Here is a 14,871-nt window from a genome sequence, read left to right on the forward strand (position 1 = left end):
GGCAGAAACAGGGGTCAATTCTTCCGCAGGGGCAGGGGCAGGCAGAGGTGCAGGCGGCGATGTGCCGAACCAAGCCGACACGTCGAGCAGTGCGGCGAGCAACACCGACACCCCGTCGACGACCACCGGCGACCAGTCCGGCACAGGCGCCGACCTCCACCTGGACCTCGCCGGACCCGGCAGCAGCAAGGCCCGCCTGATGCGCGCACTGCGCGAAGCCATCCGCTCAGGCCGCCTCGCCCCCGACACCCGACTGCCTCCGTACCGCACCCTCGCCAACGACCTGGCCATCGCCCGCAATACGGTCGCGGGTGCGTACGCCGAACTCGTCGAGGAAGGCTGGCTCACCGCCCGCCAGGGCTCGGGCACCCGTGTCGCCCGCCGCGCCACCCCCCTCGATCCCGGCCAGTCCCGCGGCCCGGCCCGCCCCACCCGCCACCGCGTCACCCACGACCTGATGCCCACCTCCCCGGACGCCGCGGCCTTCCCCCGCGCCGACTGGGCGGCCTCCGCCCGCCGCGCCCTGGCCGCCGCCCCGAACGATGCCTTCGGCGTCGGAGACTCCCGCGGCAGGCGGGAGCTGCGCCACGCCCTCACTGAGTACCTGGCCCGCGCCCGCGGCGTACGCACCGACCCGGACCGCATCATCATCTGTGCCGGATACGCCCACGCCCTGCGCCTGCTCTGCCAAGTCCTGCAAGGACCCATGGCCGTGGAGTCGTACGGCCTCGCCTTCCACCGCTCCCTGATCGCCGGCGCAGGCCTCGATACCGTCCCGCTGACCGTCGACGCCCACGGCGCCCGTACCGACGAACTCACCGCCACCGGCGCCGACTCGGTGCTGCTGACCCCGGCCCACCAATTCCCCACCGGCGGCCCCCTGCACCCCGAACGCCGCACCGCCGTCATCGACTGGGCCCGCGCCACCGGAGGACTGCTCCTCGAGGACGACTACGACGGCGAGTTCCGCTACGACCGCGAACCGGTCGGCGCGGTTCAGGGCCTGGATCCCGACCGCGTCGCCTACCTCGGCTCCACCAGCAAGAGCCTCTCCCCGGCCCTGCGCCTCGGCTGGATGGTGCTGCCCGGCCATCTCGCCGACCGCGTCGCCGAGGCCAAGGGCGAGCGCGAAATGTGGACCGGCGTGGTGGACCAGCTGACCCTCGCCGACTTCATCAACTGCGGTGCCTACGACCGCCACTTGCGCCGCATGCGCAAGATCTACCGGCGCCGCCGCGACCACTTGACCGCGACCCTCGCCGAGCGTGCCCCGCACATCGCGGTCACCGGAATCGCCGCGGGCCTGCACGCGGTACTCGAACTCCCGGAAGGCACCGAGCAGGCGGCCCTGCGTGCGGCCCGCCGTCAGGGCCTGGCCCTGGAAGGCCTGCACCCGTTCCGGCATCCGCACAGCACCTTGCCGCCCCGCGACGGCTTGGTCATCGGCTACGGCACCCCACCGGAGCACGCCTTCACAGCGGCCCTGGACGCCCTGTGCCTCGCCCTGCCCGATCCGCCACAGGACGAACACCCCGAGCCGACCGCTCCCCGCCGACGCCCGCGCCGATCCTGACCCCACCGGGCAACGGACCTTGCTGAAGGGCCTGTTCGGTCGCCTGCTCGCTCACGCTTCGATGTGTGCGGCCAGGCCGGCAAGGATCATCGTGCTGCCCTCCTTGGCCTGCTCGCGTGCTTCCGCGGTCGAGTTGGTCTGATCGATGGTGACCTTCACGCCGTCCCCGTCCTCCTCGAAGGTGATGGCCATGACCTCGGCGGGCGCGCCCGGCACGTCCATGGTGAGGACGATCCGGCGCCCCTCCTCGACCTCCAGGAAGGTGCCCGTGAGCGGGAACTCCCCGCCTTCCGGCCCGAGGAGCGTGGACTTCCAGGCGCCACCCGCCCGTACGTCGATCTCCACGCTGCCCTCGGCCGCACCGAACCAGGCCGGCCACTCCGCCGCAGTCGTGTAGGCCTGCCAGGCGCGGGCGACCGGGGCGTTCATGGTGCGGGAGACGGTGTAGGGGAAGCCGGTGGTGTGGGTGTTCTCGCTCATGTCAGGAACCTCTTCCGCGTTGTGGTGGCCCAAGTGGCCGTTGCTGTCGAAGGGTTGACGTGCGCGGGAGCGGAAGTTCATCGACAGGGGGTGAGTGATCTGGGTCACACGCCGCGATGGCGGATGCGGGGCGGTCCGTGGGTCCCGAGCGACCCGACCGGTGCCTGATTTCGGCGACGAGAGTGTGGCTGCCGGTCGAAGTGTTGAGTCGGGGAGCTCGCGCGACCAGGGCATGCGCAGGCGGCTTGTGATGCACCGCCCAACGCAGGTGCAACCCCAGGGTTGCACCCGGGTAATGCATGTGCAACTCTTGAGTTGCATCGCATGGTGGCAACGAAGGAGCTCCTGATGAATGAGGACCGGATCGAGCGCGAAACCCTGATTGAGGCGCCATTGGAGCGGGTCTGGTCGCTCGTGGCCCAGCCCGGCTTCTGGGTGGCCGACAAGGCGAGCCTGCCGGGCACCATGGCCATAGAGGGGGAGGTGATGGTGGCGAAGAACGCAGAGCACGGTGACTTCCCGGTGCGCGTGGAGAAGGTCGAGCCGCCCGCATATCTGGCATACCGCTGGACCAGCGCCTTCCCGGGCGAAGAGCTGCGTGAGGACAACAGCACCCTGGTGGAGTTCACGTTGACCCAGGAAGGCGCGCAGACGCGGTTGCGGGTCGTGGAGAGCGGGTTCGCGGCACTGGCCGGGTCGGACGAACTGCGCAGCCAGAACCTGAAGGACCACACGGGCGGCTGGCCCCTGGAGCTTGACGCGCTCAAGAGCCGCGCCGAACAGCCGGCACCGTGACGGACGAGTATCGCGAATCCGGCGAGGCGGTCGACAGCGTCCTGACCGCTCTGGCCGACCCGATGCGACGGCGACTGCTGGAACTGCTCGCCGCGCAGGGCGAGGCCACTGCGACCACACTCGCCCAGCCGCTTCCTGTCTCCCGTCAGGCAGTGGTGAAACACCTGGGCGTCCTGGACGCAGCCGGCCTGGTGTCCGCCGGCCGGGTCGGCCGCGAAGTGCGGTACAGGGTGCGCCCCGCGGCACTGGACGCGACGGCGCGGTGGATGGCCGCACTCGCGACCGACTGGGACCGGCGCCTGGCCAACATCAAACGCATTGCCGAGGCAGCCGAGCGGGATGCGCGCTCAACTCGATCCGACTGAAAGGCAGAAGGCCATGGACACGACAGCACTCCGCAGCGCCTACGACAGGCTGCTCGACGCGGCGGCCCTCCCTGGCCTCGGCGACCCCGACGACGGCGGATGGAACGCCGATCAGATCCTGGCCCATGTCCTCAGCGTGGATGCCGCAACCGCATCGGTCGCACTCGGCGTCGTCTCAGGCGCGCGCCCCACCTTCGACAACCGCATCTGCCTCGACGCCTGGAACCTCGACCGGATCATCGCCGAGCACTCGGGCAGGGCGCACCTCATCGAGCACGTGCGGAGCCAGGCCGCCGTTCTGTGCGGTGTCGCCGACCAGCTCCACGAGACGGCCGCCTCGACTTTGGTGCCGGCGTTCCTGATGTCCAACGACGCACTTGTCCTGGACCAGCCGATCCCGCTCGCGAGCCTCATCGACGGCCTCGCCGAGAACCACGTCCCGGTGCATACCCAACAGCTCCTCGACCTCCGCGTCGTCGTTCCGAGCTGAGACCCGGACAGCGCACTCACCGACCACTGATGTCGGGCCCCTCGACTCCAAGATCAATTGTCAGTGGTGGATGGGAAGATGGAGGCATCAAGTCGGAAGAGGGGGAGCACTCATGTCCGGAAACCAGAATTACATCAATCACGTTGCGCTTGTCCTGGATGCCAGTTCGTCCATGTCGCACCTGAGCGGCAAGGTCGTCGATGTCGCCGACCAGCAGATTGCCTATCTGGCCCGCCGCTCGCAGGAACTGGACCAGGAAACCCGCGTCACGGTTTATGTCTTCGCGGACAAGGTGGAGTGCGTCATCTACGACAAGGACGTGCTGCGCATGCCGTCCCTGAAGCAGCTGTACCGGGTCGGTGGAATGACGGCGCTGCTGGCGGCCACGCTCAAGTCGCAGCGGGAGCTGGCGCAGACGGCCCAACTCTACGGAGACCACAGCTTCCTGACGTTCGTGCTGACCGACGGCCAGGAGAACGCGAGCCATCGCTGCCCGGACGCCCCGGCCAGGAATACGGGTGAACTGGTGCAGGCCGTGGCCCAGTTGACCGAGACGCAGCAGGACAACTGGACGCTGGCCGTCCTGGTGCCGGACCAGATGGGCAAGCGCGAGGCCATGCAGTGCGGCTTCCCGAAGGACAACATCGCCATCTGGGATGCCACGAGCACACAGGGCCTGGAGGAGGCCGGGCAGGTCATCCAGGAGGCAACCGAGAAATTCATGGTCGGCCGCACCAAGGGCATCAGGGGATCCCGGGCGGTGTTTTCCGCCGGTGCCGAGGCGGTCAACAAGGAGACGATAAAGGCGGCCGGCCTCACCCCGGCCGATCCGACGGCTTATGAGTTGCTCGCGGTGTCCCGCGAAGCGACGATCCGGAATTGGGTCGTCGAATGCGGACACACTTTCCGCACAGGTTGTGCGTTCTATCAGCTGAGCAAGTCGGAGAAAGTCCAGGCGCGCAAGCAGATCGCGGTACTGGAGAAGAAGACGGACCGGGTGTACACGGGGCCGGAGGCCCGCGCCCTGCTCGGCCTTCCGGACCAGGAAGTGCGCGTCAAGCCGGACCACAACGACGACTTCACCATCTTTGTGCAGAGCACCAGCGTGAACCGCAAGCTGATACCGAACACACGCCTGCTGTTCATGGTCTGACGCCCAATCGGAACCGCCTATGCAGAACCGCCTGATCGGAATCGCTTGATCAGCCCCGCCGGTCGGACCGGCGGGGCTCCCGACGTGGCCCCGCTGTCGTGCGAGCGCCGCGTGTTCAGACGCGCGCCGCCGGGTCGGCTCCGTCCGCCCGTCCGCGTTCGGTCCACGGACGGAGCTTCTCCGGATTGCGTACCGCCCAGATATGGGCGATGCGGCCGTCGGCGAGGCCGAACGCCGCCACGGTCACGGTGACGCCGGTGTGCTGGGCGACAAGTCCCGGCCGGCCGTTGACCGTTCGCTCGAGAAGGGTCAGACCGGGGGCCTTGTCGGCGATATGGATCAGGTACTGGGCGATGCGCTCGCTGCCCTCCACGGGGCGCAGGACGGCGCCGGCCAGTCCACCACCGTCGGCGGTCATCGTGGCGTCGGGGTCGAGGAGGCCGACAAGGCTCTTGATGTCCTTCGCCTCCCACGCTTCCTTGAAGTCGCGCACCAGATCGGCCTGCCCGGCCGTCGCAGCCGTAAGGGCTCGTGCGGCTCCGATGCGCCGGCGGGCGGAGGTGGCCAGTTGACGACAGGCGGCAGGCGTCCGACCGACGATCGAGGCGATCTCAGCAAAGGGGTACCGGAAGACGTCGTGCAGGACGAACGCCACACGTTCCGCCGGTGTCATCGTCTCCAGCACTACGAGGAAGGCCATGTTCACCGACTCGTCCAGGGTGATCAGGTCGGCGGGGTCGGCCGGCCCGCCGCTGCCGTCGGTCGCGTGTCCGTCGGTCCACTGCGCACGATCGGGCAGCGGCTCGGGTATCCACGCGCCGACGTAGCGCTCGCGCCGCAGTCGCGCGGAGCCGAGCACGTCCAGGCAGATACGCCCGGCCACGGTCGTGAACCAGGCACCGGGCGAAGCGATCGCCTCCCGCTGCGGCTCCGACAGCGCGTACCAGCGGGCGTACGTCTCCTGGACGGCATCCTCGGCCTCGGCCGGCGAACCGAGCAGCCGATAGGCGAGATTGATGAGGCGCCGCCGCTCTGCGACGACCGCGCCGGCGCCGGGCTCGGACCGATCCTCCACCGACTCGGACACCGTGCTCATCTTCGCGATCGCCCCCCTGGTCCTTCTTGTTCGCTCCGCACCTGCTTCCCCGGGCGAAGCACCGCACCGGACGGTGCGATCGGCGCGGCACCTCACATTTCGCGGGCCCATGTCGTCAAGCCATCGAGACCGTACCGATCTTCGCCGCGAGGCAGGACAGGGGACCACATCATGGCCACACCGACGACGGCAGTTCCCGGCAGATTCACGTTCGTGCAGGTCGCGATCGCCCTGCAGACCCTGGCTCTCTTCTTCCAGGCCGTCACCGCAGGACTCCTGCTCTCCTCGTCCCGGGGCTATGCACTGCACGACGCCGGCTCCAAGGTGATGTACGGCGCGTCGATGCTGTACGTACTCGCCGCGATCCTCGCCTGGCGGCCGGGCGGCGGCCCGCCCCGCCCGATCCTGTACGCGTCCGGCTTCCTCGTACTCGCCTCGGTCCAGGTGGTCCTCGGCGTCGCGCACGTGTCGTCGCTCCATGTGCCGCTGGGCATCCTCATGTTCGGCCTCAGCATGCTGGCGCTGGGCCAAGCCGTGTCCGCCGGCTTGTCGCAGCGCTCCGGCCGCCGGCCGCAGTGACCAATGCCTACGCCTCGCAGCTCAGGTCGTGCGCGGGTAGCCGCCCGGTGCGCAGGTAGTCGTTCACCCTCTTGTCGACGCAGGCGTTGCCGTACTCGCCGTACAGGCCGTGCTGTCGGGCACCCCGCACGGTGAGCAGCCGGGAACTCGGCCACTGTGCGCGCACGGCCTCGGCGCCGGCGTAGAGGGTGCGGGGGTCGCCCGTGGCGGCGACGAGCAGGGCCGGGACGTCGTTGTCGAGCACGCTCGGTGCCTCGGCGGGCCGGTCCCAGAACTCACAAGGCGTGATGTTGTTGGCCACCGGCCCGACCAGGGGAGAGCGCTCGCGGGATTCCTCGACCGCGCGCCAATAGCTCCCGACGCCGCGCCGCTCGGCCACATCGCCGCACACGATCGCGGTCATCTGGCTGGCGGCGGCCGAACCCGCCCCGGTCAGCAGGAACTCCAGTTGCCCGGCGAGCTCTTCGGGCGGCTCGACCGGCTCCCTGTCCGCAGCACGCGCCAAGAGGCGTACGGTCCCGGCCAGTTCGGCACGCCGCTCGTCGAGGTCGCTCCCGAGGCCGCCGATGAAGAAGAAGGGGAGCACATGCTCGTCCAGCCGGTACGCCTCCCCGATCCGCAGCGGCTCCTCCTCGGCGGCACCGAGGATGTGCTCCACCGTAGCCAGGACCTCGGCGCGCGTTGCACCCAGCCCATACGTGCCGTGCCGCGCGGCGGCCCACGACGCCCACGCGCGCAGGGCCGCCTCGTTGGCCGCCTCGGCGCCGCGCAGCAGGGTGTGGTTGTAGCGCTCCGGGGAGTTGACGCCGTCGAGCACCATGCGGTCGGTGCGGCCCGGGAAGAGCTGCGTATAGACCTCGCCGAGGTAACTGCCGTACGAGTAGCCGAGGTAGGAGAGGGCGTCCTCGCCGAGGGCGGCGCGGATGACGTCCATGTCGCGGGCGGTGTTGCGGGTGGTGACGTACGGCAGTACGTCGCCGTGGGCGCGCTCGCACCGCCCGGCCAGCTCGCGCGCGACGGCGACCTCCTCGCGGTACGCCGCCAGGTCGGCGCCCGCCGAGCGAAGGGGTGCGGAGCCGAGGTCCCAGCCGCAGTCCAGCGGGGTGCTCCGGCCGACGAAGCGCGGGTCCATGCCGATCAGGTCGTAGCGGCCGGCGACCTCTCCCATCACCTCCGACTTGGTCAGCGGCATGTGGAGGCTGGGGCCGGCCGGTCCGCCGTCGTTGAGCAGCAGCGGGCCGACGCGGTGGGCGGTGTCGGTGGCCTGCAGGCGGGATATGGCGACGGTGAGGGTGCGACCGCCGGGGTCGGCGTAGTCGAGCGGCACGGTGATGTCGGCGCAGTCGGCGCCGGCGGCATCCAGCTTCCGGCCGAGTTCGTCGTCGGCGCCGAGGGCGCAGGCGTGCCAGTCGACGCGCTGGCCGTGGAAGCGGGCGAACGGATCCGGGTCGCCGGAGGCCGTAGCGGTAGCAGTGGTCGTCGCGGCGACGGCTAGCACCGCCGCGCAGGCGGCAAAGGCCTTGATGCGCAGGGAAGTTGACATGCCCGCACGCTAGGTTCGGCGGATACCTCGGCGCACTCCGGGAAAGCCCTGAGAACGATCAGGGTCGACCCCGAAAAGATTCCGAAGCGTGCTGTCCGCCAGAGGCGGAGAACCCGACGGGCAGCACGCTTCGGACAGGGCTACGAGTGGTCAGGGCAGCGGGATGCGCACCACGGTGCCGGTCCCGGCGCATACGCCGCAGTCGGTGACGTACGCGGCACCGTCCCGTATCGCCAAGCCGCCGGGGCCGGTCAGGTCGGTGGTGACGATCTGGTGCGTGCCGTCGCGCTTGACCTTGATCAGCGCACCGGACGGGTCGCCGGAAAGCATGCCGTTGTGGGCCAGTTCGAGGACGTAGAGCGAGCCGTCGCGGTCGAAGGCGAGGTCGATGACGGTGCTGAAGCCGGTGGCCACGACGGTCGGCTCCTGCCCGGGCACCACGCGGAACACACCGGCCTTGCCGACCGGGAACGGGAACCCGGTGAGCTGGCTGACGTAGTACGCGCCGTCCGGGCCTGCGACGACCGCGGTGGGCACGGCCTGCGAGGTGATCTTGGTGCCCGGCGGCGTCCCCGTGGACGGCGGGGCGTCGACCTCCTGGCTCGGGAACTTGGCCACGGTGGAGACACGGCCCCTCGGCGCGACGCGGACGAGCGTGTTGCCCGCCGCATCGACGACGGCCGCGCCGTTCTCCGTGAACGTCACGGAGTTCGGATTGCCGCCGTCCGGATCGGTCTTGGCCGCGTGTCCGGCGATGTCGGCGACCCGCGTCACGCGACCTTCCACGGATGCAAGGAGCCATCCGATGTTGCGGCCCGCGGCCGGCAGGGTGTCGCGTTTGGCGGGCGCGACGGCCAGTCCGGCGGTGAACATCGGGACGCCGCCGACCACCGTCACGTCGGACGGGCCGATGGCCCGCGCACCGTCAGGTGCGGCGATCGACGGAAGCCCCGTCACCACGCGCCGCTGGCTGCCACCGCTGATCTTGGTGATGGCCCCCGACGTACCGAAGCACTCCAAATCGGCCTGCGCGCCGGGGAAGCACGGCCCGGCACCACCGACGCCCCCCTCGGCGACGTACAACGACCCGTCCGCCGAGAAGGCCAGGCCATGCGGGTTGTCGAGGCCGGTCGCAACCGTGGTCGGGCCCTGGTCCGCCTCGGCGCCCGCGGGGGTGAACAGGGTGAGGATGAGCGCGGCGCCAACGGCCGGTGCCATCCTGGTTCGAGTGATCACGTGGAGTCCTTCCAAGGCGAGCTCGTCCAGAGGCTGGGCATGAAATTGCCGCGGTTCACCCCAGGATCACCGCTCCACTGCAAGGCAGACGCAAGCCGGGCACAGCGGAGCCCGGCGTGGAGGCGGTCATCTCCACACCGGGCTCTGGGCCATCAGTGGCTGTGCAGCGCCGTGCCGTACTTCTGAGCAGTGGAGAGGTACGGCAGGCCGAGCGTGCGGGGCGAGAAGGCAGTTGAGCCCCCGGCCGAGCCGCCGGGAAGGAGCCACACGGCACCCAGGGAGGCGTTCTCACCGGGGGATCCGACCGAGACATCGATTGCACCGGCAGCGTTGTGGTCGCCCGCGGCGACCGCCGCACCGAAGGCGTCGCCCGCCTCGGCGACGCCCGGGACACCGGATGTGTCCTGGTTCCAGGAGACGGACCTGGCCCCGCCGTCGGTGTCGAGCAGGCCCTTGGCGCCGCCGTGCAGCAACCAGGCGGCGCCCGCCCTCGCCTTGTTCCCGATGGCCTCACCGGGAGCGCCCGCGATCAGGTCGTCGCGGCCGTCGCGGTCGACGTCCGCGACGGCGAGGGCGGCACCGAAGCGGTCACCGTCCTCGGCCACACCCGGGACGCCTGCCGTGTCCTGGTTGAGGGTCTGCGCACGGCTGCCGAACGAGCCGCCCGCGGTGCTTCCGTAATGGATGTGAAGGCCGCCGCCCTTGGCGAGTTGCTCGGGACCGCACGGGTCGTCGATGTTCTCGTCGGCGATCTCACGGCATTCGCCGAGCGCCAGGTCGTCGTGGCCGTCGCCGTCGAAGTCACCGGCGGCCAGAGCGCTCACACCGGCGTTGTCCGTGTTCCAGAAGTTCGCCATCTCGCCCCGGTCGGCGTCCCACTTCCACAGGCGTACGTGGGACTGCGTGTTGGGGTCGCCCGCGGTCCAGTACGCCACGGCCAGGTCCGCCGTGCCGTCGCTGTCGAAGTCGCCGGTGGCAAGGACGGGGGCACGGCCGCCCATCGGGGCGGCGACGACGGTGGTCACCAGGCTGTCCTCACCCTGGATGACACGGGCGACGACCTTGTCCGTACCGCCGATCACGATCGTCTTGTTGTCGCCGCCGGTCAGGTGCGCCGCCGTGACCGATCTGCCGTACGCAGCCGACGGCGACGGCCCGGTGAGGACCGTCGACCCCGGCCCCGGCCCGTCCTCCGAGCCGCCTACGGCGATGACCATGCCCGCGTCCGTACCGCGGTCGGTGACGTCCTCGCCGGGGGCACCGGCGAGCAGCTCCGCGACGGAGTCGCCGTTGAGGTCCACCAGGGCCACGGATGCGCCGAAGCGATCACCCGCCTCGGGGCTGCCGGGAACCTCGGCAGTGGCCTGGCTGACACGGATGCTGCCGTGGGCGCCGACGCCGCTCGGACCGCCCCAGACCACGTTCACGTACCCGGCCTTGGCCTGGCCTGCGACGGTCCCGTCCGGGACGCCGACGGCGAGGTCCGCGTAGCCGTCGCCATTGAAGTCGCTCGTGGCGGCAGGGGGTGCGGCAGCGGTGGCGCCGGACGGGAGCACGAGCCCGGCGGTGGCCGCAGCGGCGACTGCGATGGCGTACGTCAAGATGCGGTGGTTGTGTGGCACGGAGGCTCTCACTCGGTCGACGGAGTACGGACATCTGGTGTGACCGTCGAAGTACGGAGCTGGTTGTACGGAGTTCACCGGTGGCCGGCGCCGGGCGACATCGCGGTAGGTCCGCCCGGGCAGCCCGGGGGCCCGTTCGCTTCGCGGGTGATCGCAGGCCGCCGGCACTGCGGCCCGTCAAGCTCGCGCGGACAGCCACCGGCCCGGGCCGCTCGTCGACGTCTTCGCCCGACGCCGGCCCGGGGCGGTCGGATTACGGGGTGGCGGCGGTTCCGTATCGGTACTCGGAGGCGAGGGTGCCCTGGGTGTCGCGCAGCTTGGCGGCGTCGCCGCGGTCGTTCCAGATGGGGCGCCCGCTGGCGTAGGTGTAGCCGCCCCACTCGGCATGGACCTGATTGGTGTAGATGCGGATGCGCTGACCGGGCAGGAGCACGGTGCCGGCCGGGAACGTGAAGTCCTGTCCGGCGTCGTCGGCGCCCAGGACCCAGCCGGAGATGTCGGCAGGAGCGGTGCCCCGGTTGACGACCTCCACGAACTCGTCGGCCTGGGTGCGCTTGACCTCGCCCTTGAAACGTACGTTGGTGATCTGGACGTCGGGCTGCCCGGTGCGGGCGAGGACGGCGACCAGGTCGGCGCTGTTGGCGGCGTTCTCCGGGCTGATGAACCGGGTGACGATCTGGCCGCCCTGTTTGAAGCCGGTGATGACCACGGCGTACTCGGTGTTGTCGATGGTCACCGTCTCGGGCGACACCCGGGTGGGCAGGTCGACGATGTCTTCCGGGTTGGGGCCGACGTTGGGGGTCTCGTTGTGCTGGAAGCGGAAGCTGAAGTCGTGCGGCACCTGGTCCTCGAACACGACGCGCGCGGAGAGGTGCACCTCGAACTGGTTCTGCGGCATGCCCTGGATCGGGAAGTTCTGGTGGGTGAGCGTGCCCAGGGTGAACTCGGTGCCGTCCAGGAGTACGTCCACGGTTCCGCCGGCGAACAGGTAGCCGCTCTTGCCGCTGCCCGCGGGGATGCCCCACTTGACGTTGTCGGTGCTGAGTCCCTCGAGGTTGGGCGGGTTGATGCTGATGGCTGTCCACGTGCCTGACGTGTCGACCTTGGACATCTTCCGGTCTCCTGTCACCTGACGAACGCGGGAGCCCCGGCCCGTTGGCCGGGCGAGGCGAACGTAACGCCGGTACAGGGGAGTTGGAAGGTGAATCACCCTGTTATTGGGCGAGCTGGGATAAATGGCCGATTGGTGCGGCGTGGGCCGCTGCGGACTCAGGTCTGTCGTGCCTGCGCAGCGCGGGGAGTGCTCCACCGGTTCGGTACGGCCAGGCGGTCAGGGCGCCACGTTGAAGATGGCCGAGTAGGGCACCGTCATGGGTCGAACCGGACGGAGGTCACTCACGGGCCACCCGGAGGCCGTGAACTGCTGCGCGTACTGACCGCTCAGCGATCCATCCGAGCCGCGAGCCCGTCGAGCACGCAGTCCAGGCCGAACGCGAACTCGACGTCGGGGTCGGGCTCTTCGGCCTCGTGGACGCGGCGGGCGAGCATCGGGTGTTGGCCTGCCGCCAGGACCTCGCTGATGTAGGGGCCGACGCTGCGCTGCCACTCCTCCTCGCTGAGCCCGGTGCGCTGCTCCGCGCGTCGTAGGGCCTGCTGGGCGGCGACCGAACCCAGCACGTACGCGTGCACGGCGCCGAGCGCCCGCGAGGCCAGGGTGATGTCGGGCGTGAGCGCGACGGCGGCGCGCAGCGCGGACTCGGACCGCCGCAACGAGTGGGGGCCGAGCGCGGGCCGGCCCGCCAGTTCACCGGCCAGCCAGGGATGCCGCAGCAGCGTCGCGCGCAACGCGTGCGCGACCGCGCCCAGATCGGCACGCCAGTCGTCGGTGGACTCGGGCAGCGGATCCTCACCCTGCGCCGCGTCGACCATCAGGTCCACCAGCTCGTCGCGGTTGGTGATGTACCGGTAGAGCGAGGCAGTCCCGGAGCCGAGATCACCTGCGACCCGTCGCATCGACACCGCCGCCAGTCCCTCCGCGTCCGCGACGGCCAGCGCGGCGGCCACGTACTGGTCCACTCCGGGTGCGCGTCGGCGCGGCTCCGGGCGCGGCCGGGTCCACACCGAGGAGGGGGCGGGTTCGGTCATCGGGGCTGGTTCCTTTCCTCGTTGACCTGCATCCTACCTTCTGGCTACGGTGTATCCATGACGGAAACACCGTATCCAGAAGTGTCCACGCCCACGCCCGCACCCACCCCCGTGCTCGTAGTCGGAGGTGGCAGCGTCGGCCTGCTCACCGCGGCACTGCTCACCCACCACGGCGTCCACGCGGTGCTCGTCGAGCGCAGGTCCGGGCCGTCGGTGCACCCGCGTGCCACCGGCATCGCACCGCGCTCCGTCGAGGTCCTGCGCGAACTCGGCCTCGACGCCGCCGTCGACGCCGCCGCGGTCGACCTCAGGGGCGGCGCGGGCAAGGCGGTGGCGCCGACCGTCGTCGAGATGGGCGCGGGCGACGTCGTGACGGTGCCCATGCCGACCCCGTCCGCCGACGAACTGGACGTGACGCCGTTCAGACTGCGCGGCGTCTGCGCCCAGGACCGGCTCGACGCCGTCGTGGCAGCCGACCTGGCCCGCCGCGGAGCGGACCTGCGCTGGTCGACCCGCCTGATCGACATCGCGCCGGACGCCGACGGCGTCAACGTCGAACTGGAAGGCCCCGACGGCCGCTACTCGCTGCGGTGCACGCACCTCGTCACCGCCGACGGCACGCACAGCACCGTGCGGACCGCGCTCGGCGTGGGCACCTCCGGGCCCGGCGACCTGGGCAAGACGATGATCAACATCCTGTTCCGCGCCGACCTGAGACCGCACCTGCGGGGAATGTCCTTCGCCACCTGCACGATCACCACGCCGAAGGCCGCCGGCCTGCTTGCCACCGTGGACGGCGCGACGAACTGGGTCTTCCACGTCGCCTGCGACGTCGACGCCGGCGAACGCCCCGAAGACTTCACCCACGAGCGCTGCGCCGCACTCGTCCGCCTCGCGGTCGGCGATCCCGACCTCGACGTCGAGGTACGCAGCGTGCTCCCGTGGCGCCCACGCAGCGCGGCGGCCGAAACCTTCGCCGTCGACCGCCGCGTGTTCCTCGTCGGCGACGCCGCGCACACCGTGTCACCCATGGGCGCGTTCGGCCTCAACACCGGGATCGCCGACGCACACAACCTGGCGTGGAAGTTGGCCGCCGTCCACCACGGCGAGGCCGGCGCCCGCCTCCTCGACACCTACGCGCACGAACGTGAACCGGTCGCCGCAGCGACACTGGACCAGGCGATGCGCAGACTCGCCGACCCGCAGCTGCACTGGGGCCGCGGACCCGAGGCCGACGCCGCCAGGGCGGCAGCGGGAGTGTGGGCCGCGCCGGTCGTCCACCTCGGCCACAGGTACGACTCGGCCGCCGTCGTCGACCCGCGCCCGGAACTCCCCTCCACAGTCGACCTGGTACTGGACGGATCGCCGGGCTCACGGGTACCCCACGCGTGGATCGACGGGGTCTCCACACTCGACCTGGTGGCCTCCCGATGGACCCTGCTGGCAGGCACCGCCGGCGAGCGCTGGCTCACCGCGGCAGCGGACCTGGAACTCCCCGCACACCGCGTCGCAGTCCCGTGGCTCGCGGACGAAGGGGCCCTGCTCGTCCGCCCGGACGGAATCGTCGCGATGCGCGCCACGACACCGGCGACGGATCCGGCACGATTCCTCACCGAGGTCTTGGACCAGGTGCTGGCCCGGCCGGTGCCGGTGCCGGTGCCGAGCACCTGATCGGATGCGTGACGTTTGTGGTGGCGCCGTATCAGGGAGCGCGGGTATGGCGGTTCGCCCTGATGGAATCGAGACCGCGGCGATTCCCACCCACTCCCGACGATCGCCGCCCGGCGCCGCTGT

Annotated in this window: 14 protein-coding genes; 7 read left to right on the plus strand and 7 right to left on the minus strand. The window is 70.7% G+C overall.

What is annotated here, in order from left to right; genetic code table 11:
• The first annotated feature begins 199 nt into the window (after window positions 1-199).
• A complete protein-coding gene (pdxR, locus tag OG430_RS47045; RefSeq protein ID WP_442816775.1) occupies window positions 200-1,573 on the plus strand; it encodes a MocR-like pyridoxine biosynthesis transcription factor PdxR in 1,374 nt (457 codons plus the stop codon).
• A 51-nt stretch (window positions 1,574-1,624) separates the two neighbouring features.
• Here the strand turns inward: pdxR and OG430_RS47050 are convergent, their stop codons facing one another.
• The gene (locus OG430_RS47050) at window positions 1,625-2,053 is read right to left on the minus strand and encodes an SRPBCC family protein (protein ID WP_327358880.1); all 429 of its coding nucleotides are present in this window, start codon (window positions 2,051-2,053) and stop codon (window positions 1,625-1,627) included.
• Window positions 2,054-2,401: 348 nt separating this feature from the next.
• Between OG430_RS47050 and OG430_RS47055 the strand changes: the two genes are divergently transcribed.
• The 4 genes from OG430_RS47055 (at window position 2,402) to OG430_RS47070 (ending at window position 4,856) form a co-directional block, all read left to right on the plus strand.
• Window positions 2,402-2,848 carry an SRPBCC domain-containing protein gene (locus tag OG430_RS47055; protein ID WP_327358881.1) on the plus strand — a complete coding sequence of 149 codons (447 nt, stop codon included), beginning with the start codon at window positions 2,402-2,404 and terminating at the stop codon, window positions 2,846-2,848.
• Window positions 2,845-3,213 (plus strand): ArsR/SmtB family transcription factor, encoded by a 369-nt coding sequence (locus tag OG430_RS47060; protein ID WP_327358882.1) that lies wholly within the window; start codon window positions 2,845-2,847, stop codon window positions 3,211-3,213. The genes OG430_RS47055 and OG430_RS47060 overlap by 4 nt, the downstream gene beginning before the upstream one ends.
• 13 nt (window positions 3,214-3,226) lie before the next feature.
• On the plus strand, window positions 3,227-3,703 hold the full coding sequence (locus OG430_RS47065; protein ID WP_327358883.1) for a hypothetical protein: 477 nt from the start codon (window positions 3,227-3,229) through the stop codon (window positions 3,701-3,703).
• Window positions 3,704-3,815: 112 nt separating this feature from the next.
• Window positions 3,816-4,856 (plus strand): vWA domain-containing protein, encoded by a 1,041-nt coding sequence (locus tag OG430_RS47070; protein ID WP_327358884.1) that lies wholly within the window; start codon window positions 3,816-3,818, stop codon window positions 4,854-4,856.
• 115 nt (window positions 4,857-4,971) lie between these two features.
• Here the strand turns inward: OG430_RS47070 and sigJ are convergent, their stop codons facing one another.
• A complete protein-coding gene (sigJ, locus tag OG430_RS47075) occupies window positions 4,972-5,952 on the minus strand; it encodes an RNA polymerase sigma factor SigJ (protein WP_327358885.1) in 981 nt (326 codons plus the stop codon).
• Window positions 5,953-6,123: 171 nt separating this feature from the next.
• Between sigJ and OG430_RS47080 the strand changes: the two genes are divergently transcribed.
• Complete coding sequence (locus OG430_RS47080) at window positions 6,124-6,531, plus strand: hypothetical protein (protein ID WP_327358886.1); 408 nt, start codon at window positions 6,124-6,126, stop codon at window positions 6,529-6,531.
• A gap of 7 nt (window positions 6,532-6,538) precedes the next feature.
• Here the strand turns inward: OG430_RS47080 and OG430_RS47085 are convergent, their stop codons facing one another.
• The 5 genes from OG430_RS47085 to OG430_RS47105 form a co-directional block, all read right to left on the minus strand.
• Window positions 6,539-8,074, minus strand: coding sequence for an alpha/beta hydrolase (locus OG430_RS47085; protein ID WP_327358888.1), 1,536 nt, complete (start codon window positions 8,072-8,074; stop codon window positions 6,539-6,541).
• 150 nt (window positions 8,075-8,224) lie between these two features.
• Window positions 8,225-9,310, minus strand: coding sequence for a ScyD/ScyE family protein (locus tag OG430_RS47090; RefSeq protein ID WP_327358889.1), 1,086 nt, complete (start codon window positions 9,308-9,310; stop codon window positions 8,225-8,227).
• A 152-nt stretch (window positions 9,311-9,462) separates the two neighbouring features.
• On the minus strand, window positions 9,463-10,932 hold the full coding sequence (locus OG430_RS47095; protein WP_327358890.1) for an FG-GAP-like repeat-containing protein: 1,470 nt from the start codon (window positions 10,930-10,932) through the stop codon (window positions 9,463-9,465).
• A gap of 253 nt (window positions 10,933-11,185) precedes the next feature.
• Complete coding sequence (locus OG430_RS47100; RefSeq protein WP_327358891.1) at window positions 11,186-12,043, minus strand: lamin tail domain-containing protein; 858 nt, start codon at window positions 12,041-12,043, stop codon at window positions 11,186-11,188.
• Between the two features lie 329 nt (window positions 12,044-12,372).
• A complete protein-coding gene (locus OG430_RS47105; protein ID WP_327358892.1) occupies window positions 12,373-13,077 on the minus strand; it encodes a TetR/AcrR family transcriptional regulator C-terminal domain-containing protein in 705 nt (234 codons plus the stop codon).
• Window positions 13,078-13,134: 57 nt separating this feature from the next.
• Here OG430_RS47105 and OG430_RS47110 point away from each other — a divergent pair, with 57 nt between their 5' ends.
• Entirely contained in the window at window positions 13,135-14,748 is a 1,614-nt protein-coding gene (locus OG430_RS47110) for an FAD-dependent monooxygenase (protein WP_327358893.1), read from the plus strand.
• Window positions 14,749-14,871: the final 123 nt, after the last annotated feature.

This window comes from Streptomyces sp. NBC_01304 (assembly GCF_035975855.1).
GTDB lineage: Bacteria > Actinomycetota > Actinomycetes > Streptomycetales > Streptomycetaceae > Streptomyces.

Bases quoted from the DNA above. Each gene is read 5' to 3' on its own strand.
- pdxR (WP_442816775.1), top strand. From the start codon at position 200: ATGCGCGCACTGCGCGAAGCCATCCGCTCAGGCCGCCTCGCCCCCGAC.
- OG430_RS47050 (WP_327358880.1), bottom strand. From the start codon at position 2,053: ATGAGCGAGAACACCCACACCACCGGCTTCCCCTACACCGTCTCCCGC.
- OG430_RS47055 (WP_327358881.1), top strand. From the start codon at position 2,402: ATGAATGAGGACCGGATCGAGCGCGAAACCCTGATTGAGGCGCCATTG.
- OG430_RS47065 (WP_327358883.1), top strand. From the start codon at position 3,227: ATGGACACGACAGCACTCCGCAGCGCCTACGACAGGCTGCTCGACGCG.
- OG430_RS47070 (WP_327358884.1), top strand. From the start codon at position 3,816: ATGTCCGGAAACCAGAATTACATCAATCACGTTGCGCTTGTCCTGGAT.
- sigJ (WP_327358885.1), bottom strand. From the start codon at position 5,952: ATGAGCACGGTGTCCGAGTCGGTGGAGGATCGGTCCGAGCCCGGCGCC.
- OG430_RS47080 (WP_327358886.1), top strand. From the start codon at position 6,124: ATGGCCACACCGACGACGGCAGTTCCCGGCAGATTCACGTTCGTGCAG.
- OG430_RS47085 (WP_327358888.1), bottom strand. From the start codon at position 8,074: ATGTCAACTTCCCTGCGCATCAAGGCCTTTGCCGCCTGCGCGGCGGTG.
- OG430_RS47100 (WP_327358891.1), bottom strand. From the start codon at position 12,043: ATGTCCAAGGTCGACACGTCAGGCACGTGGACAGCCATCAGCATCAAC.
- OG430_RS47105 (WP_327358892.1), bottom strand. From the start codon at position 13,077: ATGACCGAACCCGCCCCCTCCTCGGTGTGGACCCGGCCGCGCCCGGAG.
- OG430_RS47110 (WP_327358893.1), top strand. From the start codon at position 13,135: ATGACGGAAACACCGTATCCAGAAGTGTCCACGCCCACGCCCGCACCC.